The organism is Kordia sp. (assembly GCF_022447245.1).
Taxonomy (GTDB): domain Bacteria; phylum Bacteroidota; class Bacteroidia; order Flavobacteriales; family Flavobacteriaceae; genus Kordia.
In genome coordinates this window covers 1-18,940 of the sequence record NZ_JAKVBC010000028.1, presented here as the reverse complement: position 1 = coordinate 18,940, position 18,940 = coordinate 1, and the positions used below count along the sequence as shown (strand labels likewise).

Sequence of the window (18,940 nt, the reverse complement as noted above, 5' to 3'; positions counted from 1 at the left end):
TTTAGGTACTTAATCGAGCAAAAATACAACGTCAAATATTTGTTCTACAGGCTGACTTGTTACTGGAACAACAACACGTTTAGTAAGCGTTTCTTGTGTGGCAGTTCTAATAATTCTGTAACGTAAACCTCTTTCTTTCACTATTAATTTGTTTGGTGCTGAAGAATTGTCAAATGCGCTTTGAAGTTTGCTTATAATATTAGAGTCTAATAAATTTTCCAATAATTCAGAAAATACAAAAACTGTTTTTTGAGGCATGCGAATGGAAAGTTCTCCTGTGCATACTAATGCTTCGGTCTAAAAAAGGCAGTCATAATACTTTCTATAGCGTTATTAATACAAGTACCAAACCAACCGCTTGTTAAAATTACTTCTGGTCCATGTAGTTTATAAGATAAATTTACTTCTGAAGGAGCTTCAAAACGACTGACACGTTCACTTTATGCAGGAATTGGAATTACAGATGTGGTATTTGAAGTATTTAAATCTTCCCAAAAACTTACATGAATATCTATTTTTTGTGCTGCGTCTACTAAGGGTTGTAAATTGTTTTTTACGGTTTTTTTAACAGCTTGATTTGTGTCATTAAAAAAAACTTCTTGAAAATGAATAATGATTAAATCTTTTTTTTAATTCCATGATATATATTTCTTATGACATTACTATTTTTAGGTAGTAATGTTATGATTATTGAATACCTCAAAATTAGAAGCTACAATACCGTTTAAAAACACATGAATTGGGCATTTATACTAACCTATTTAGGTGATATTTATGTTTGATTTACTTTGTAGAAAATTTCTACAATACCATTCTTTGAAATTTGTTCAAATCCATTAATGACTTGTGGTTCCTCGTATTTTTGAATAAAATCAATATGTCCAACTTTCAAAGTTTGCAATATTTGAAAAGCTGTATGTGTAGTTAATGGTTTTGTATTGACAATAATTAGCGGTTTATCATGTATGGTATATTGTCTATTAAAATAGCATTCTTTAATCCAAGCTATGCTCTCTTTTTTTACTTTTCGTTTTTGTCTAATTTTATTAGTTAGAATAAAAGGAAGTAGATCATATTTTGGTCTTGTACATCTAATAGGATTCTTATTGGTGTTGATAAAATAGATACCTCTGATGTCTTTTTTATCAATAGTGTTAAGATCTTCTTCACTGCAAGGAACGCCATCGACAATAAAAAAATCATTTCCAATTTTTACACTATCGCTTGCATGAAGAAATCGTTTTTGAATGTATTGTTCAATGTCAGTAGCAGTATGAGAATTGGTAACTTTTTGAGTAGCTTTTGTAGTTACTTTACATGAAAACAAAGAAGAAAGACTTAAGAACAGAATAATATAGGAGAAGCTATTTTTTATCTAAATAAGTATTGATATACTCAAAACTATTGCAGATGATTGATATTGGAAAGTACCATTGAGTTATCTTACCATTTGAATTCGTGAACAGTAATTTCAAAAGAAAATCATAAGGAAACACAAAAAAAGCCACTCAATTAAGAGTGACTTTACTAGTATAGTTTTACGAATTAGTAGTACTACCTATTTAGTGTGAAGTACTAATATTTTTACTCGTTGATGATTAGTTTATGGTTTTGTAAAGCATCATCGTTATCACCAACTCTTAAATCAATATACATACGATTTCCTGTAATTCTGCGTAATTTGGTTTCTGTAACTCCTTCAATTGGAATTATTTTTGTTGGATCTTGTAAAGCAGGTCTTCCAGCGGCAGCAATATTTGCTAAAGCAGCAGCTAATAAAGGTTCTGTTTCATCTCCTAATACTCCAAGATTTGTTAAATCTTCTGCAATTTCAATATCAGGATTCAATCCGTCAGTATAATTTGAGAAACCAGCGCTATTTTCCAAACGAGAAATTAACGGCTGCATTGCCCATTTGTGATTTGGATTCAATTGAGAATCACCAAATGTCCATGACGGCGAATCATATAAAGAAACCGAAGCTTCATTTTTACCTGTAGTGGTTGTTCCTACTTGTACTACATCTATATATGGTTCTAATGAATTAATTACAAGCTCACTTGCCGAAGCTGTACTTCCTGTAGTAATTACATATACTTTAGATAAGCCAAGACTATTAATAGCAGCACCAGTACTTAGCGTATTTGTAAAATATCGATTCTCTTGTTCGTCAGTAAGCAGTGGCTGAATTTTATCATTATATCTAAACTTCGTAAACAATTGACCTTCAAATTGCCCTGTTACCATGCTCCCTATTCTAATAGCACTACTTACAAATCCTCCTGGATTATAACGGAAATCTAATACTAAATCAGTTACACCTTGTGCTTGAAAATCTCCAAAAGCACCATTTAATTGTGTATCAAAATTTGAAATGAACTGATTGTACATAATATATCCAACCTTTTTAGAACCTACATCAATAGTAGAAGCAATTAAAATTGGATTCTCAGTAATGTTTGTTTTAGTTAAATCAATATTTCTCCCATTTGGAGTAATAGAACGAACACCACCTGTCACAGATAAATCTGCTAAATTAAAGGTGTATGAAGTAGGATTTAATAAGTTTAAATTATTATCAGTTTCAGAGTTGTAAAATAAACTTTGTCCATCCACAGCATATACAATATCTCCACGGCGAATATCTTTTCCATCAGCATCAGAACCAGGTATGATATAACGTACATATCCAATAACTTCAGAACTTCCACTATTTAAAAAGATATAGCGAATATCAACACCATTAGTAGCTGAAGTTCCTTGTTGAGAATTTTGTAAATCATCATAATTCTCTACAATCACACTGAAGCGATCATCAGGATGAAGTAAATGATTAAATAAATTTGCTGGATTTGGGAAACCTTGTAAAAATGAAACATATCCTGCACTATCATCAAGCTTGCTGTCGGCTAAATCAGTAACTTCACCTTGCCAGAAATACCAGAGGTTTAATCCTTTCCAAACAAAGTCTTGAACTTCCAAACTGGAATCCACACTAAACAGATTGTCATCTTGATCAGTACAGCTTGTTGAAACAACTGAAACAGCGACAAATAGAAATAGCAACTTTTTTATATTCATAATTTTCTTTATCATAGTTTGTTTTACTTTTATAAACATTAAAAATAGCCACATTATTGTAAAATAAAAATTATTTGTAACAAATTCGTAACTCGTTCGTCTTCCTTATAACTAACCGAAAACAATAGATCATAAAAATGAAGCAGGCAGAATTTTTACGTACAGTATTGCCTTTCAAAGACAAATTATACCGATTAGCAAAGCGCCTACTAGTTTCAAACGAAGAAGCAGAAGACGCTACGCAAGAAGTATTGATGAAGTTATGGTCTAAGAAATCGAAGATTGAAGCGTATAATAACGTGGAAGCTTTTGCAATGACAATGACTAAAAACTATTGCTTGGATAAACTGAAATCGAAACAAGCCGGCAATTTAAAATTAGTTCATAGTAATTATAGAGACGAAAATACATCATTACAACGCGAGGTAGAATTAAAAGATAGTGTGAGTTTTGTTCATGAAATTATGGAACAACTGCCAGAGCAACAAAAAATTATCATACAACTGAGAGATGTGGAACAGTATGATTTTGATGAAATTGCCAAAGTTGTGAACATGAATCCAACAGCAATACGTGTAGCATTATCGAGAGCAAGAAAATATATAAGACAAGAACTTGTAAAAAAACACAACTATGGAGTTAGCTAACATAGAAAAATTACTAGAGAAGTATTTTGAAGCAACAACAACGGTTCAAGAAGAACAAGAGTTACAAGCATATTTTTCGCAAGACAATGTGGCGCCGCATTTGCAAGAATATCAATCAATGTTTCAATATTTTACCGATCTAAAAACCGAGAAGTCTACTCGTAACGTTCCATTACAACCTAGAAAAAATTATTTAAAATGGATTTCTGTTGCCGCCGTATTTATTCTCACAACAAGTTTGTTCATCAATGAATGGAACAAGCAGCGAAAAGCCGAAGAAACTTTAGCAGATTTTAAAATGGCCATGTCTCTTGTGTCAGAAAATTTTAATACAGGAGCTAGTCATATCAACTATTTAACACAATTTGAAGAAACAAAGAACAAGATTTTTATAACAAAAAACAATTAATTAAAAAATGAAGAAGATTTTAATACTAGTAATGTTATTGGCTGTGCCAGTACTTACGTTTGGACAAAATATATTTGAGAAATATGCTGACAACGACAATGTAATGTTTGTATCAATTTCTCCTAAAATGTTTAAAATGTTAGCAACAGTAGGAGCTGATGCTGACGATCCAGAAACTAAAGATTATTTAGAAATGGTGAAAAACATGAAAAGTTTACGATTTTTAGCAACCGAAAATAAAGCGATTGCTTCAGATTTTACTTCATGGGTAAACAAGCGTTCTTCTAAGTTGGATGAGTTAATGGAAGTAAGAGATGGTGATACTCGTGTTAAGTTTTACGTAAAAGAAGGAAAAGATGAAACGCATGTGAAAGAACTTTTAATGTATATCACTGGTATTGAAGATAAAGTGAAATTGAAAGATAGAAGTATCAACACAGTAGTGGTTTCTTTACTTGGAGACATCGATTTGACTAAAATATCGAAATTAACAAGCCAGATGAACATTCCAGGAGGAGAGCACTTAAAACAAGTTCAAAAAAATTAATGCACATATCTCTGTTTTGCGTCAATGGGCACTAGTTGTTCGTTGACGCATTTTTATTTATATTCATCACATCAAAAAACAATCAACAATCAAAAAATTATGAAAACTTTTAAATCAATTTTAATACTGCTGTTAGTCGTCATGGGAACAACAAGTTGTTCCGACAAAAATAGTTTACGAAATTATTTTCTAGATCACGCTGAAAAAGCAGGGTTTTCTTCAAGTACAATTCCTGTAAGTCTTCTAAAGCAAGAAGGAATGCAGTTTACTAAAAAACAAGAAGAAGCTCTTGAAGCTGTGGATCGAGTAAACTTACTATTTTATAGACCTGAAAATATGAAGCAGGAAGAGTTTACCACAGAAAAAAATAATGTCAAGGCAATTTTGAACCAAGAAAAATACGAAGAATTGATCAACTTAGGTCGTAATGGAGTTATCAAATACATAGGTAATGACGATACGATCGATGAAATCATTGCATTTGTTTCAGAAAAAGAAATGCGCTTTGCAGTCATGCGTATCATTGGAAATGATATGACGTTGGAGAAATTTATGGAATTATATAAAATGTCAGAACAACGGAGTACACCTTTCAACTTTGACTTGGGAAACTTATCAAACTTGATGTCCTCAAACTAAAAAAAAATGGATAAATGTTACATGACATTTATCCATTTTTTATTTGTATTGATTTTATTATCCATTAGAGTAAAAATAAATCAATATCAATGAAATAATTGATAATAAAGTAAAAAAGACGATTTCTTTAACTTCTCTTTTTTTTGCTTGTATGCGATTTTTATTTTCTATCTCTGTAATTTCTTCATGAATCTTTTGATTGTATGTGTCTAAAAAATTAGTCTGTAAGACTTCAATACCTTTCATGAAATTATCTGAGCTTACACCTTCTTTAGCTAAAAAGGTGCATTCAAAGTTTTCATATAAATCAAAATCGGAAAACTCATTTCTATTATCCTTTACGACTGATAATGTATTAACATCAATCCTAGGGAGTTTTACTTTGCTCTCCATTAAATGGTCTAAAGACAAGTTTTTTAGGATTTCTTCAAGATTACTATTCATATTTCCAAAATGAACTCCTGAACCATAATTGTCCATAATAAAAGATTTAAACGCTTTATTATAAACACCTTTTTTGATTTGTAGTCTTCCTGTGTTTTGTAATGCATTCAAACTTTTACCTTCTTTCGAATTTGTGAGTTTGATATTCACAATAATTATTTTTGTTAGTTCTTGGCATTACAAAATTAACAAAAAAACAATGCGAAAGGACATTAAAGACTATATTCCTGTATAATTTGTAGGATTTATTTGCTTTAATTCCAATTTTACAGTATCAGAAATCGTTAAAGTGTCAATAAATTCGCTAATTAACGTCTGGGTTATCTTTTCGTTGGTTCTAGTAAGTCCTTTTAATGCTTCATAAGGATTTTGGTAATTCTCTCTCCTAAGGATAGTTTGAATGGCTTCAGCAACAACTGCCCAGTTATTTTCCAAGTCTTCTTCAAACTTAGCTTGGTTTAATAATAATTTGTTTAAACCTTTTAGAGTAGACTGAAACCCAATTAATGTATGACCGAATGGGACACCTACATTTCTAAGTACAGTTGAATCTGTTAAATCACGTTGTAGTCTTGAAATAGGTAATTTAGCAGCTAAATGGGTGAAAATTGCATTGGCAATACCTAAGTTTCCTTCACTATTTTCAAAATCAATTGGATTTACTTTGTGTGGCATTGCAGAAGATCCAACTTCTCCTTTTTTGATTTTTTGCTTAAAGTAGTCCATAGAAATATAGGTCCAGAAATCGCGATCTAAATCAATTAAAATAGTATTGATGCGTTTCATTCCATCAAAAATTCCTGCTACATGATCATAATGTTCTATTTGTGTAGTTGGAAACGAGTGGTGCAACCCTAAAATTCGTTCTACAAAATCATTTCCAAAAGCTTTCCAATCTATAGCAGGATACGCGACTTTATGTGCATTAAAGTTTCCTGTAGCACCACCAAATTTGGCAGCATGTGGAATAACAGACAGTGTTTTTACTTGTGCTTCAATACGTGTAATAAAAACTTCAATTTCTTTTCCTAAACGTGTAGGAGAAGCAGGTTGCCCATGTGTTCTAGCGAGCATGGAAACCGCTGCCCATTCATTGGCAAGTTCTTTTAGCTTTTCTAATACTTTTACCAGTTCAGGAAGATATACTTGTTGAATAGCTTCTTTGATAGAAAGCGGAATGGCTGTATTGTTAATGTCTTGTGACGTTAATCCAAAATGAATAAATTCTTTATATGCTGAAATTTCTAGTTGATCAAACTTCTCTTTGATAAAGTACTCAACTGCTTTTACATCATGATTGGTTACTTTTTCAATTTCTTTAATTGCTTGTGCATCTTCAGCTGAAAAGTCTTCATGAATAGCACGTAAATCATCAAAAAGCGAAACATCAAAGCCTTCTAACTGTGGTAACGGCAGATTGCATAAAGCGATAAAATATTCAATCTCAACAAAAACACGGTATTTAATAAGAGATTCTTCACTAAAATAATTAGCTAAAGCGATAGTTTTGTTACGATATCTTCCATCAATTGGAGAAATTGCATTAAGTGGAGTAAGCATCATTGTAATTGTGTTGTTATTTTAAGGACACAAATATACTTGTTACGATGCTTGTAATAAAATTTTAGCACTTCATTTTCAAGCTTTTTTCATTCGTTTGATAAGGTCTCTGGCTCTGGCTTTAAATCCTGCACTTTGTGAAGCATAATCACGTTCTAAGATTAGGATTAATTCTCCATGAATCCAATCAAATTCTTTTCCTAATAAAAATAAGGAACGCATAGAATACGCTTTTGCAGCTACTTTTTGATCACTAATCATCCAATCAAAGCAAGCTTCTGTGATTTTTTCACGATGTTTTTGGGTAAGGTGCTTTTTAGTAGCGTTGTCATTTTTATGATAAAAAGCTTCAATCAAATATTCGGCAACTTTTGCCATAGGTCGCACTGCTGGATCTAGATGTACCGTATGCATTTTTTCAATATACGTATCTAAATGTGGTAAAATGGCATCTAAGTTTTCTCTAGCCACAAACTCAAACAACCAAGCAGCTCTTGCGGAAATTTTATCATCAACCGTAAATACAACTTCTAATAATGTTGGAAGCAATTGAGGATTGTTCAAAACAATATTGGCATAGTAATTTCGCTTTTCGCGAGAATGGTTTACATAATTTAGCTCCGAATAGAGTTGTTCAAATGTCATACTTTTTATATTTTATGGACATCAAAAATCGCAACATGAAGATACTTAAAAAGATAGCAGTTTTAGCATTAATTGCATTAGTAATTTTACAATTTTTTGGACCAGAAAAAAATGAAGGCGATATCGCTGATTTAAAACCATTTATAGAAGAAACGAATTTACCTAGTTCTGTAGCAGCGACATTAAAAGTTGCATGCTATGATTGTCATTCAAGCAATACGCGTTATCCTTGGTATAGCAATATTGAGCCAATTTCGTATTGGATGGCAGAACATATTGAACATGGAAAAGAAGAATTGAATTTTTCTGAATGGAATACGTACACTGCAAAACGCAAAGATCATAAGCTAGAAGAAGTTATAGAAGAAATAGAGGAAGGACACATGCCAATTCCTTCTTATTTATGGACACATGCGGATGCTAAACTATCGGAACAACAAATCAAAGAAATAGAAGCTTGGGTAAAAGAAGCTAGAGGTTTCTTAGCTTTGGAAATTGAGAAAGGGAAATAGATTTTTTGGGTCTTGGGTGTTAGTATGTTTTTTACTAAATACTTGTTTTGTTAGGTTGCTTTTTGATCACAACTTCAATAATTTCATTGGGTAATTGTTGCGTGAATAAGTTTATGAATTTTGATTCGCCTGCAATACTATAAAAAGCAAGGTAAACATCAGTGCTTATCATTCAATTTTTAGAGATAGGATATATAAGACAAGGTGTGGCTACAACATCTTGTTCTACAGTATTTAGGAAGTCGAGTAACTCGCTTATTTTTCCTCTGTACAATAAATTGTCTTCAAGTTGTATGGTTGCCAAGAATACATAAAACACCTCAATTTATTGATATCCATATAAATACATTGCAATAAAGACTATAGCCTTTAAATGCTCTTCATCCATACATCCTATGTCTGAATACAACTCATTGCCTATTTGTGGAAAAGGGTAATTAAATTCGCAGAAATGTAAAATACTGGCATTAAGGTGAAAAGGAAGTTGTTTTCGTTGATAAAATTCATTCCAATTTATACCCGTGTATACTTCTTTGAGAAAATCTTCGTCATGATTGTGTATTATTTTGATTTTACGCTCATCAAACTTTTCATCAATCCAAAAAGAATGCAATGCTAAAGCAAAACGTTCAAAGTGACTAGGTAATGTAAGTCTTACGGAAAACACACTAGGGTTTTATTTCTTTCATGCAGACCAAAAGGAACATCAGGCTCTCCAATAATTGGCGCATAAGGTTTAATCCATGCAGCAATTTCTTTTTCAATGCGTTTCATGACATTTTGTATTGATTACTCGAAAGATTCTATGAATTCATCAATTCTTCTACAACTTTGGAAACACCAGTAGAGGCTTTCTCCGCAATAACAGTAAGATTTTGATACAAACTTTGGTTCACTGCAGGATTAGGATCAATGAAATAGATAGGAATATTTTGCGGTACAAAGTTTATAAGACTAGCGGCAGGATACACTTGCATAGAAGTGCCAATAATCAATAAAATAGCGGCTTGTTCACATTCGGTTACAGCAGTTTCAATCATTGGAACATCTTCACCAAACCAAACGATGTGTGGACGTAATTGCGAACCACGTTCACAGACGTCACCAACAACTATATCGCCTGGACAATCATAAATTTTGTACGGATACTGTACACCTCTCATTTTAGTCAGTTCGCCATGTAAATGCATGATCTTAGAACTTCCTGCACGCTCGTGTAAGTTGTCCACGTTTTGCGTTACAATAATAACATCGTATTTTTCTTCAAGTGTGACCAAAGCTTTATGCCCTTCATTAGGAGCAACTTCTTTCAATTGTCGTCTTCGTTGATTGTAAAAGTCTAATACAAGCGCAGGATTCTTATCAAAACCAATAGGCGAAGCTACTTCCATAATATCGTGTCCTTCCCATAATCCATCTGCATCACGAAACGTTTTGATGCCACTTTCAGCGCTAATCCCTGCACCACTAAGTACTACTATTTTTTCTTTTTCCATCTATTATAAATGCGGGCGTTTGGTAAGTTGACAAATTCATTAGATTTATCATCAATGAAATCGATTAAATCTTTTTTATCATATTCTTCATTTTCTATCATACGATTCAACAACACAATATTATCTTCATGCTTTTCTAAAAAATCGTATAAGTACATCAAGTTGATTTTGGCTTCGGCAAAACTAGGATATTCAATAATGGTATTTGCATAGGCTTTTTCTGCCAATTCATAATCTTTGAATTGCCAAGCAGCATTTCCGCGCACATATTCAATAAAAGTGTCTTCGGTATTTTGTTGAATTTCATCCAAAAGTTGCATGGTAGCGTTATAATCTTTCAACATCACATAATAATCAATCTCCATGAGTTTGGTATATGGATCGTTTGGGAATTTTTTTAATAATTCATCAATAGCTTCTAAGTGATAGACATTATTGATTTTTGATGCAATTTTAATTTTAGTCGTATAGTATATTTTTTTCTCAGTAAAATCACCTGTAAGATTATGTGTGAGTTCTAAGGCTTCTTTATATTTTTTTGTGTTTAATAAAATTTTCAAACGTGCAAAATACACCATGCCTTTTAAACGTTCCTTATTGGTTTCTGTATCTTTGGTGTCTTTACCAGGAATGGTTAGCTCGTATAAATCTTGATAGGTATCGCTTAAGTATTCACCCATTGTAAAAATAAAAACATCGTTCAGGTGAAACTTCTCATCTTCATATCCTAATTGATAGTCATGATAATTTAAACCACCATTATCAGAATACATGCGAAATAGCAAATGATATTTGCGTTCATCTAAATGATAATAGAAATTTACCAGACTATAAGAAGCGCCTCTTGCTAAAGCAGCACGAATATCTTCTGGAAACTTATGAAACTTTTCAAGAAATATCCCATTTTTAAAAACAGCATTGAATTTTTTAATCGCATTTTCCTTTGTTGCTTTTTCGTTAATTGAAACTACTTTTTCAGCAAAGCTTTGCAAGTTAAAATTGTCCATAAAAAAAGAAGTATCTTCTTCATAAAAAGAATCTGCGAAGCGTTGCCCAAATTCAACTACTTTTTCATCATTTGAAAACTCATTTTTAGCATATATCTCGGTTGTTTCTTGAGAGAAAACCATCATACAACAAAAAAAAGAGAGAAAATAGGAGAAAATATACTTCATTCGTCGGATTTTAATGATGTACTAAAATAATGAATTTATTTATGTATTAAAGTGTTTTACCAAACATCTTGGTATTTTGCTCGCTTGAGTTTTTATGATAGTTTTGTAGGATGATTAATGAAGATTTATTAGAACATTTAGAAAGTTACCTTACAGAACGTAGAAAAATGCTGTTTTCCAAAGTGTTAGCTCAACGCACACGTCATTTCACTGTTGCAGTGGAAGATGTGTATCAACTTCATAATACAAGCGCTGTATTACGTAGTTGTGATGTTTTTGGTTTGCAAGATGTGCATGTTATCGAGGAGCGACTCGGGAAAAAGATGGATAGAGAGATTGCGATGGGCGCACAAAAATGGGTAGATATTCATCGATACAACGATACCAAAAGTTGCATAGCACGTTTGCGTTCCGAGGGATATCGTATCATAGCCACTACACCACATAAAGATTCTCAATATTTACAAGATTTTGATGTAACGGAAAAGGCAGCCTTCTTTTTTGGAAAAGAACGAGAAGGATTGAGTGAAGAAGTGCTTTCTGAAGCAGATGAATTTTTAAAAATTCCGATGGTTGGATTTACGGAAAGTTTGAATATTTCAGTTTCTGCCGCGATTACCATTCAGCATGCGACTACAAAGTTGCGAAACTCTAATTTAGCTTGGGAATTAACAGCTGAGGAAATATTAGAAAAACGATTTGATTGGTGCAAAAAATCTATTCGTAGTATTGATGATATTTTACAACGTTATCAAAAAACACATTCTTAATGATTTGTGTACTTGGAATACTTTTAGAGTTTTTATTTACGATGTCTTCTTTTGTTAAATTTGTTGTTCAACAACAGTTAACTACAAAAATTCTTGTGAACGGCTAAAAACTTTAGTGTATCTAGAAGTATTATTGTAAAACGATCCTTAGAGGATACATTTGTATTTGTAAAATCTATTAAAAATCAAGATTTATGGTCACCTTGAAAAAAGAAAGATCCTAATATGACGCAATCCTATGTAGGAAGCGATGGAGAAGTTGGTTTTGTGGCACGTTTGCAAGGAAATAAAGATGTTGGAGAAGGAGAGCAGGAAATTTTAAAAATTATAGAAAATGAAAAAGTAATTTCAAAACTTCGCTTTTTCAAACCTTGTAAATCGGAAGCTGATGCTTTTTTACAAACAGAAAATTTAGGCGATAACGAAACCGGAGTCACTTGGGGATTTTCAGGAAAAAATAAAGTTCCATTCAATATTTTTATGTTGTTTATGAATATGGATAAAGCTGTTGGAAAAAATTTTGAAGAAGGATTGGCAGATTTAAAAGCACATTTAGAAAAATAAATAAAAGTTATGGTAAACTGGTTTTAAATTCCTGTTACAGACATGATTCGTACACAAACGTTTTATGAAACAGTATTTAAAGTTTTTATAAAAGTGCAAGATTTAGGAGGATTACTATATGGTTGGTTTCTTCCAAAACCAGCGGAGAAAGCTGTACAGGAGCATTGATACAATATGAATCGTATGTGCCGAGTAAAACAGATGGTATATTGATCTATTTTTCTTCCGTAGATGTAGCGAATGAACGAGCTATCATTGAGGAAGCTGGCGGAACTATTGTTAAAGAAAAAACGATGATTTCACCCGATACAGGCTATATGGCGGTATTTATTGATTCGGAAGGAAACAAAAATGCGTTGTTTTCAAGAGCGTAAAGACTATTTAGAATTTTTTTTGTGGATGTATTCGATTGAAAAAATTAAATACAGAGCCACAAAAATCAAGGAAAACCATTGGTAGTTATAATCCCAACCCAAAGGTGTTCTTTTTTGATCTAAATAATGTAGATACCGCATGATAAGCCCAAATGTCGTAATCCCTAAAATAAAAGATAGAATAGCGGTCATAAAAGTATATAACAACACTTTAAACCGCTGTTTTTTGTATTGGAAAATATGAAAAAAAACGAAATATATCATCAACAAAAAGATACCATATATTGGGGTAAATCCTTCGTCAAAACTAAACAAAAAGTGAGATAATTTATTTAATTGTACTGTTTAAAATAGAACAAAAACTATTACACAGGTAATAACAAAAAAATGGTGTTATGTCTTTTTATATTCACGATTGAGTAAAAATACAATAAAAAAATAAACGAGCTAGCATGTTTCTGTTCTTAAGTTGTAAAAACAATACCAGCCTTTTCGTCAAAGTGAAAATCTTGTAGATAGTGTAACCCAATTTTTTCAAGCACTTTGATAGAAGCAATATTAGCTTTCATGGCTCTACCGATGATTTGTTTGATGTGTAATTTATTCAAAACATCTGAAATACAAGCTTTCGCGGTTTCTGTGGCATATCCTTGATTCCAATATTTTTTAAAGAAACGGAAACCAATATCGTATTCGTTAGATGCAGGTGAATATTTTAATCCACATCAACCCTAAAAGTCGTTAGTTTCTTTGTGAATTACTGCCCATCTACCAACTCCATACTTTTTTATATTGATCGTATGTTTCTAGAAACTTCTTTGCGTGAAGAATACTTTCAAAAGGAACATCTCTTGTATACTGTAATACTTCTTCATCAAGATTTAAGTTATAGAAAAATACTGCATCAGTAATAGTTAGTTCTCGAAAATAGGTGCGTTCTGTTTCTAAAATTATTTTCATGTATGCGTTTTACTCATGTAAAAGTACAATCGAAAATTCAGAATCAATAGTAACCTTTCCATTTTCAACAGTGGCAGTTTTTCCTGAGTAGTGATCTGTAATTGTTGTGCCATCAGTGAATTGTTTTCCAACCGAAATCTGTTTTTTACCTTTTGCAACATCTAAAGCAACGACTACAGTATCGTTATTATACGTTCTTGAAAATGTATATGGGCTTTTAGATAACATCGTATGTCGTCCTGCGCCAATTGCTGGATGTGCTTTACGGAATTGTCCAAGCTTTTGCCAGTGTAGGAGCAAGGCTTTTGTATCTGTATCGTTCATCTTGTCCCAATTCATAAAAGAACGTAAGGTAGCATCGCCGTTTGTTCCTTCAATGATTAGTGGACGCTTCGTTTCGTCTCCATAGTAAATTTGAGAAATTCCAGGCGTCAATAATAGTTTTGTTGCAGATTCGTATGGTTTTGTTCTAGCTTTATCAAAAGGGTTACCATCATCATGTGAACTGATATAGTTCATGACACTTTTTCCTTTTAAATCGTTGTGAAGAATGTTGTCGTATTTTGAAAAGATACTTTCGTAGTCTTTTTTTGCGTCGTACTTAAATTGAAAATTGATCAAATTGTCAAAACCGTTGGCAAAATAGTCTACTTTTTGATCGCCAAAATTATAAAAACGCTTGTGATCAATGGAATATCCATACAATTCTCCTAACATAAAGAAATCTTTATCATCTAATACAGTTTCAGGGTTTGCTTTTTTCCAATCTGCAAATGCAATTTGTGCATATTTATTGAGCTCATCCCAAACACTTTCTTCTACATGTTTTACGGTGTCAACTCGATATCCATCTACACCATATTCACGTACATAATCTGTTAGCCATTTGATGATATAATTCTTTGGATTCTTTGTTAAACCAGTTTTTTGAAAGAAGTTGTCTAACTCTTTCATTTCTTCTTCGTAGCGACCTTCTGCTTTCCATTTTTCAACTAGCGGAGCAGGCAATGCAACTGATTCATTGCTATTGGTCAATACATCGGGAAGGTTTTTTACCAGTGTACAGTTTACCGAAGAATCGTAGCTTTTGAATTTGCAACTAGGTTCCGTACGAACCCAAGTGTTGTCCCAAACAGGATCTTTTTCAGTTACTGGACCTGTATGATTCAAAACAACGTCCATTAAAATTCGGATTCCGTGCTTGTGTGCAGTTTCTATCAATTCCTTAAAGTCAGCTTCTGTACCAAAATTTGCATCAAACTGTGTCCAATCTTTGGTCCAATATCCGTGAAAAGCATAGGTGTTTCCTGTACCTTCGTCTGTACTATCGTGAATCTGCTCTAATACAGGGGAAAACCAAATCGCATTCACGCCTAAATCATCAAAATATCCTTCTTTTATTTTTTTGGTAATTCCAGCCATATCACCACCCATAAAACCTCTTAGTTTTGCTGGTTCTTTGGTGCGATCATAGTTGAGGTCATTTTTTGTATTTCCATTATAAAAACGATCTGTCAACATAAAATACACATTTGCAGCTTCCCATACAAAAGGTTGTGCTTCTGTAGTTTTTTTTATGACTTCAGATGATTTAGAATTACATCCAAAAACAAGAAAAGAAAGTAAAAATATGACGAATAATTGCTTCATATTGAAGGGATATTTTTTGTTAGTATTACTGCAATATAAAGTTTACACAACTTTTTTCATACTCTAAAATCTGGATCGAATAAAAAAAGTGCTACTACAACGATTGAGTTGTTAATTTTCTTAATAACTTATTTTCTTTTTGATGGAGAAAATTTAAAAAAGAGAGGTTTTGATTATATAATTGAAAAATGTAAAGTGAATTTCAAGCTGTTTTTTGTACAGTAAAATTGTAATTGACTATAAAGTGAATAGTTGGTAGTTTTGCATTATTTATCTTATAAATTATTAATTTATTTCGTACAGTAGAAAGTAAAAAAAGAGGTTGATTTTGTACATTGAAATCATTATTAACTTTTAAATTTTACCAAATGAAAAAAAGAAATCTTAATTCTTTAAAACTTAACAAAAAAAGTGTCTCAAGTTTTCAATCTAATTTTGCATTATTTGGTGGAAGAGCCATAATAAGTTGTTGTGATAACTGGACAAAATGTCCTAACAAGGGATATCTTGAAAAGACTAAGAAGGAAGAAAATAGTTAAATCTACATCTGAATAAATTAGGATATTAATATTGAAAGCGGACTTTGGTTAGCTTTTTTATGGATATAATAGTAAAATTCGTGAGATTTATTTCTTCTTTTGTCTACTCAAAACTTTGTATTCCTCATAACAATCATTAATTGCATCCAATACTTGAAGGTCATTAGCATTGGTAATAAATGTTTTTGAATAATTACACAAAGATAGAATTTCGTCGATATCCACACGTTCTACTTGAAGCAATTCGCGCAACATTTGACGATCAAATTTAGAAGCCAATAAGTCTCTAATTTTATCATCCTCTTTCATACGACGCAGCTTTCGCATTTGTCTTGGTTTTTTACCAAAGAGATTTTTTAAAAAGTCAGCTGGATTAAAAATAGCTCCTAAGACAGACGAGATAGCACCTGGTGATTTGTCTCCTGCTTCATATCCAGTAGAAAGTCCAGCAATACGATAGCGATAGTTTGGACGTATTGGAACGTTTTTAGCATCAATATCTAAATATCCTGTCAATTGATATGGAGTTAAAACTACTTTCTCCAATGCATACGCCAATTCTGTCATTCTAATGGTAGAAGAACCTTTGTATTTTAACATGTCATTGGTAACACGTACTTTGATGGATTTGAATCCCAAGAAAGAAAAGAATAGGACATCATCAGCTTTGGCATCAATTTCAAATTCTCCTTTTTCATTGGTAATTACACCTTTAATAGTAGTCAAGTTAACAACGTGCACCGTTTTCATCGGTTTATCGTCTGCATCATTGACAACTTTCGCATACAATTTTTTCATTTCCTGAGCGGAAAGTGTAGTAATTGTTAATAATAAAAGTAGAAATGTATATACTTTTTTCATGTATGCAATTTTTGTAAAATTTAGTCTTCCGACTAATAGTCGTATAAAAGTACTAAACAAAACAGTAAAAAGTGCGCCAAAGCACACTTTTTACTAAATATTAACAATATTGTGGTTATTTTCTTCTAGATCTTCCTCTAAAACGTTCATTTCCTCCACCGTTATCACTTCTACGGCGTCTTCCTCCGTTTGAAGAGGATTTGTTTTCGCTTCTGCGGCTTCTTCTACGATCGCCACCATTTCCGCCGCCATCTCTACGTCTTCTTCCTCCGCCATCTCTATCTCTACGACGGCGTCCGCCACCGCCACCAGAGTTGGTAGATTCTTCTACATTTACAAAGCGTCCATCTACTTTAAAGTCCGTAAAGTGAGCTAAAACTTGTTCTTTTTTGTCATTATCAGTATTAAAGAAAGAGAAACTTTCCTTTACATCCACTTTGTATACGTCATCACGACCTAAGCTCAAGGTTTCTTTTAAGAAATCCTTCAGGCGCATCCAATCGTAACCATCTTTTGATCCAACATTGATAAAGTAACGTGTGCTATGTTCATTACTTTTTCCACGTGACCCACGATCTTCATTGTTCCCTTTTGGTTGATTTAGATCGCGCTTGTTCTTGTAATAGTTATAGAATCTGTTAAATTCTACAGAAACCATTCGTTTGATCAATTCTTCTTTAGAAGTATCATCAAAGATTTCCATGATTTTTGGCAAGTATTCATTTACCTGTTCGTTTGCTTCTGTATTGTGAATTTTATTGGCTAAGTGAAACAATTGAATTTGGCAGATTTCAATTCCTGTAGGGATATTTTTTTGCTCAAATTTCTTTTGAATTTTACGCTCAACCGATTTGATTTTACGCATTTCACTTTTGGTAACAATCACCATAGAAACTCCCTTTTTTCCAGCTCTACCTGTACGACCACTACGGTGTGTATAGGTTTCTACTTCATCAGGAAGTTGGTAGTTAATTACATGTGTAATATCATCAACATCAATTCCACGAGCAGCGACATCGGTTGCTACTAACATTTGAATTTGACGTGTGCGGAACGATTTCATCACTAAATCACGTTGATTCTGACTTAAATCTCCATGTAATGCTCCAGCGCTATAACCATCTTCGATTAATTTTTCAGCAACACTTTGCGTATCACGTTTTGTTCTACAGAAAACTACTGAGAAAATATCTGGATTTGCATCTGCTAAACGTTTGAGTGCTAAATAACGATCACGTCCACTTACTGCATAAAATTCGTGACGTACCGAATCAGATCCTGAGTTACGTGAACCTACTGTGATTTCTTTTGGCTCAAACATGAATTCTTGAGCAATTACAGAAACTTCTCTTGGCATAGTAGCAGAGAATAACCAAGTGCTTTTGTCTTCTGGTGTGTGTGATAGGATAGAAGTAATATCTTCGTAGAATCCCATATTCAACATTTCATCGGCTTCATCCAATACGCAATATTCTATCTTTGTAATATCAACCATACGACGGTTGATCATATCTTGCATACGTCCAGGCGTTGCCACCACGATTTGTGCCCCTTTCTTTACTTGTTTTGCTTGATCTGTGATGCTTGCGCCACCATAAATAGCAACTACATTGATGTTTTCGTATTTAGAATAGCTCTTTAATTCATTGGTAATTTGCAAACACAATTCTCGCGTAGGCGATAAAATCAGACCTTGCGTTGTGCGACTGTCTGCATTTATTTTTTGGATTAATGGGAAGCCAAAAGCGGCTGTTTTACCAGTTCCTGTTTGGGCAAGTGCCACAATATCAGTTTCCTCACTTAGTAATAATGGAATTGCTTTTTCTTGAACTTCACTAGGCGTTTCAAAGCCCATGTCTTGAATAGCGCGCAATAGCGAATCTTGAAGACCTAATTCTTCAAATTTTGTCATACTGTAATTTTAAAAGGTTCGCACAGCTTCTTGCTGTGTTTGGAAGTTACATAGAGCGCTACGACCTAATAAAATACCCTGACGCTGCGTAACTTCATCTCGCTCTGAGATTTTAAGGCGCAAAGGTAGTGTTTTATTTTGAATTAATGGTTTTT

22 protein-coding genes are annotated in these 18,940 nt (G+C 32.8%); 8 read left to right on the top strand and 14 right to left on the bottom strand.

Annotated features, from left to right (window positions below):
* Nucleotides 1-9: 9 nt before the first annotated feature.
* From MK119_RS17250 to MK119_RS17240, 3 genes are all read right to left on the bottom strand, one after another.
* On the bottom strand, nt 10-258 hold the full coding sequence (locus tag MK119_RS17250) for a hypothetical protein (RefSeq protein WP_290681221.1): 249 nt from the start codon (nt 256-258) through the stop codon (nt 10-12).
* A gap of 514 nt (nt 259-772) precedes the next feature.
* On the bottom strand, nt 773-1,327 hold the full coding sequence (locus MK119_RS17245) for a hypothetical protein (RefSeq protein WP_290681218.1): 555 nt from the start codon (nt 1,325-1,327) through the stop codon (nt 773-775).
* A gap of 257 nt (nt 1,328-1,584) precedes the next feature.
* Nucleotides 1,585-3,081, bottom strand: a complete 1,497-nt coding sequence (locus MK119_RS17240) for a S41 family peptidase (protein WP_290681215.1) — start codon at nt 3,079-3,081, stop codon at nt 1,585-1,587.
* A gap of 137 nt (nt 3,082-3,218) precedes the next feature.
* Here MK119_RS17240 and MK119_RS17235 point away from each other — a divergent pair, with 137 nt between their 5' ends.
* The 4 genes from MK119_RS17235 (at nt 3,219) to MK119_RS17220 (ending at nt 5,323) form a co-directional block, all read left to right on the top strand.
* Nucleotides 3,219-3,728, top strand: coding sequence for a sigma-70 family RNA polymerase sigma factor (locus MK119_RS17235; protein WP_290681213.1), 510 nt, complete (start codon nt 3,219-3,221; stop codon nt 3,726-3,728).
* Nucleotides 3,715-4,137: a hypothetical protein gene (locus tag MK119_RS17230; RefSeq protein ID WP_290681210.1), complete on the top strand. Its 423-nt coding sequence runs from the start codon at nt 3,715-3,717 to the stop codon at nt 4,135-4,137. The genes MK119_RS17235 and MK119_RS17230 overlap by 14 nt, the downstream gene beginning before the upstream one ends.
* A gap of 7 nt (nt 4,138-4,144) precedes the next feature.
* Nucleotides 4,145-4,684 (top strand): DUF4252 domain-containing protein, encoded by a 540-nt coding sequence (locus MK119_RS17225; RefSeq protein ID WP_290681207.1) that lies wholly within the window; start codon nt 4,145-4,147, stop codon nt 4,682-4,684.
* Between the two features lie 99 nt (nt 4,685-4,783).
* Complete coding sequence (locus tag MK119_RS17220; RefSeq protein WP_290681204.1) at nt 4,784-5,323, top strand: DUF4252 domain-containing protein; 540 nt, start codon at nt 4,784-4,786, stop codon at nt 5,321-5,323.
* A gap of 57 nt (nt 5,324-5,380) precedes the next feature.
* On the opposite strand, the gene MK119_RS17215 is transcribed toward MK119_RS17220, so the two are convergent.
* The 3 genes from MK119_RS17215 to MK119_RS17205 all read right to left on the bottom strand — a co-directional run bounded on the left by MK119_RS17215 (nt 5,381) and on the right by MK119_RS17205 (nt 7,972).
* Complete coding sequence (locus MK119_RS17215; protein WP_290681201.1) at nt 5,381-5,878, bottom strand: hypothetical protein; 498 nt, start codon at nt 5,876-5,878, stop codon at nt 5,381-5,383.
* A gap of 108 nt (nt 5,879-5,986) precedes the next feature.
* Nucleotides 5,987-7,330 carry an adenylosuccinate lyase gene (gene purB / locus MK119_RS17210; RefSeq protein ID WP_290681198.1) on the bottom strand — a complete coding sequence of 448 codons (1,344 nt, stop codon included), beginning with the start codon at nt 7,328-7,330 and terminating at the stop codon, nt 5,987-5,989.
* 75 nt (nt 7,331-7,405) lie between these two features.
* Nucleotides 7,406-7,972, bottom strand: a complete 567-nt coding sequence (locus MK119_RS17205; RefSeq protein WP_290681195.1) for an adenylosuccinate lyase — start codon at nt 7,970-7,972, stop codon at nt 7,406-7,408.
* Between the two features lie 35 nt (nt 7,973-8,007).
* Here MK119_RS17205 and MK119_RS17200 point away from each other — a divergent pair, with 35 nt between their 5' ends.
* A complete protein-coding gene (locus MK119_RS17200; protein WP_290681192.1) occupies nt 8,008-8,484 on the top strand; it encodes a heme-binding domain-containing protein in 477 nt (158 codons plus the stop codon).
* A 325-nt stretch (nt 8,485-8,809) separates the two neighbouring features.
* Here MK119_RS17200 and MK119_RS17195 read toward each other — a convergent pair whose 3' ends face one another.
* The 3 genes from MK119_RS17195 to MK119_RS17185 all read right to left on the bottom strand — a co-directional run bounded on the left by MK119_RS17195 (nt 8,810) and on the right by MK119_RS17185 (nt 11,155).
* Nucleotides 8,810-9,151: a hypothetical protein gene (locus tag MK119_RS17195; protein WP_290681189.1), complete on the bottom strand. Its 342-nt coding sequence runs from the start codon at nt 9,149-9,151 to the stop codon at nt 8,810-8,812.
* A 136-nt stretch (nt 9,152-9,287) separates the two neighbouring features.
* Entirely contained in the window at nt 9,288-9,980 is a 693-nt protein-coding gene (locus tag MK119_RS17190) for a Sir2 family NAD-dependent protein deacetylase (RefSeq protein WP_290681186.1), read from the bottom strand.
* Complete coding sequence (locus MK119_RS17185; protein WP_290681183.1) at nt 9,962-11,155, bottom strand: hypothetical protein; 1,194 nt, start codon at nt 11,153-11,155, stop codon at nt 9,962-9,964. The genes MK119_RS17190 and MK119_RS17185 overlap by 19 nt, the downstream gene beginning before the upstream one ends.
* 113 nt (nt 11,156-11,268) lie before the next feature.
* On the opposite strand from MK119_RS17185, the gene MK119_RS17180 reads away from it, so the two are divergent.
* The 3 genes from MK119_RS17180 to MK119_RS17170 all read left to right on the top strand — a co-directional run bounded on the left by MK119_RS17180 (nt 11,269) and on the right by MK119_RS17170 (nt 12,863).
* Nucleotides 11,269-11,925 (top strand): RNA methyltransferase, encoded by a 657-nt coding sequence (locus MK119_RS17180; protein WP_290681379.1) that lies wholly within the window; start codon nt 11,269-11,271, stop codon nt 11,923-11,925.
* Between the two features lie 225 nt (nt 11,926-12,150).
* Nucleotides 12,151-12,489, top strand: coding sequence for an SRPBCC family protein (locus tag MK119_RS17175; RefSeq protein ID WP_290681180.1), 339 nt, complete (start codon nt 12,151-12,153; stop codon nt 12,487-12,489).
* A 122-nt stretch (nt 12,490-12,611) separates the two neighbouring features.
* Nucleotides 12,612-12,863: a hypothetical protein gene (locus tag MK119_RS17170; protein ID WP_290681177.1), complete on the top strand. Its 252-nt coding sequence runs from the start codon at nt 12,612-12,614 to the stop codon at nt 12,861-12,863.
* 464 nt (nt 12,864-13,327) lie between these two features.
* On the opposite strand, the gene MK119_RS24395 is transcribed toward MK119_RS17170, so the two are convergent.
* The 5 genes from MK119_RS24395 to MK119_RS17150 all read right to left on the bottom strand — a co-directional run bounded on the left by MK119_RS24395 (nt 13,328) and on the right by MK119_RS17150 (nt 18,785).
* Entirely contained in the window at nt 13,328-13,549 is a 222-nt protein-coding gene (locus tag MK119_RS24395) for a GNAT family N-acetyltransferase (RefSeq protein ID WP_366512839.1), read from the bottom strand.
* A gap of 82 nt (nt 13,550-13,631) precedes the next feature.
* Nucleotides 13,632-13,823, bottom strand: coding sequence for a hypothetical protein (locus tag MK119_RS24390; protein ID WP_366512838.1), 192 nt, complete (start codon nt 13,821-13,823; stop codon nt 13,632-13,634).
* Between the two features lie 9 nt (nt 13,824-13,832).
* Nucleotides 13,833-15,473, bottom strand: a complete 1,641-nt coding sequence (locus MK119_RS17160) for an alpha-amylase family glycosyl hydrolase (RefSeq protein WP_290681175.1) — start codon at nt 15,471-15,473, stop codon at nt 13,833-13,835.
* Nucleotides 15,474-16,099: 626 nt separating this feature from the next.
* Entirely contained in the window at nt 16,100-16,873 is a 774-nt protein-coding gene (locus MK119_RS17155; protein WP_290681172.1) for a carboxypeptidase-like regulatory domain-containing protein, read from the bottom strand.
* A 115-nt stretch (nt 16,874-16,988) separates the two neighbouring features.
* Nucleotides 16,989-18,785 carry a DEAD/DEAH box helicase gene (locus MK119_RS17150; protein WP_290681169.1) on the bottom strand — a complete coding sequence of 599 codons (1,797 nt, stop codon included), beginning with the start codon at nt 18,783-18,785 and terminating at the stop codon, nt 16,989-16,991.
* Nucleotides 18,786-18,940 lie beyond the last annotated feature (155 nt).

Excerpts from the sequence above, each read along its gene's own strand:
- MK119_RS17250 (WP_290681221.1), bottom strand. The coding sequence starts at position 258 with ATGCCTCAAAAAACAGTTTTTGTATTTTCTGAATTATTGGAAAATTTA.
- MK119_RS17240 (WP_290681215.1), bottom strand. The coding sequence starts at position 3,081 with ATGAATATAAAAAAGTTGCTATTTCTATTTGTCGCTGTTTCAGTTGTT.
- MK119_RS17235 (WP_290681213.1), top strand. The coding sequence starts at position 3,219 with ATGAAGCAGGCAGAATTTTTACGTACAGTATTGCCTTTCAAAGACAAA.
- MK119_RS17230 (WP_290681210.1), top strand. The coding sequence starts at position 3,715 with ATGGAGTTAGCTAACATAGAAAAATTACTAGAGAAGTATTTTGAAGCA.
- MK119_RS17225 (WP_290681207.1), top strand. The coding sequence starts at position 4,145 with ATGAAGAAGATTTTAATACTAGTAATGTTATTGGCTGTGCCAGTACTT.
- MK119_RS17220 (WP_290681204.1), top strand. The coding sequence starts at position 4,784 with ATGAAAACTTTTAAATCAATTTTAATACTGCTGTTAGTCGTCATGGGA.
- purB (WP_290681198.1), bottom strand. The coding sequence starts at position 7,330 with ATGATGCTTACTCCACTTAATGCAATTTCTCCAATTGATGGAAGATAT.
- MK119_RS17205 (WP_290681195.1), bottom strand. The coding sequence starts at position 7,972 with ATGACATTTGAACAACTCTATTCGGAGCTAAATTATGTAAACCATTCT.
- MK119_RS17200 (WP_290681192.1), top strand. The coding sequence starts at position 8,008 with ATGAAGATACTTAAAAAGATAGCAGTTTTAGCATTAATTGCATTAGTA.
- MK119_RS17190 (WP_290681186.1), bottom strand. The coding sequence starts at position 9,980 with ATGGAAAAAGAAAAAATAGTAGTACTTAGTGGTGCAGGGATTAGCGCT.
- MK119_RS17185 (WP_290681183.1), bottom strand. The coding sequence starts at position 11,155 with ATGAAGTATATTTTCTCCTATTTTCTCTCTTTTTTTTGTTGTATGATG.
- MK119_RS17175 (WP_290681180.1), top strand. The coding sequence starts at position 12,151 with ATGACGCAATCCTATGTAGGAAGCGATGGAGAAGTTGGTTTTGTGGCA.
- MK119_RS24390 (WP_366512838.1), bottom strand. The coding sequence starts at position 13,823 with ATGAAAATAATTTTAGAAACAGAACGCACCTATTTTCGAGAACTAACT.
- MK119_RS17160 (WP_290681175.1), bottom strand. The coding sequence starts at position 15,473 with ATGAAGCAATTATTCGTCATATTTTTACTTTCTTTTCTTGTTTTTGGA.
- MK119_RS17155 (WP_290681172.1), bottom strand. The coding sequence starts at position 16,873 with ATGAAAAAAGTATATACATTTCTACTTTTATTATTAACAATTACTACA.
- MK119_RS17150 (WP_290681169.1), bottom strand. The coding sequence starts at position 18,785 with ATGACAAAATTTGAAGAATTAGGTCTTCAAGATTCGCTATTGCGCGCT.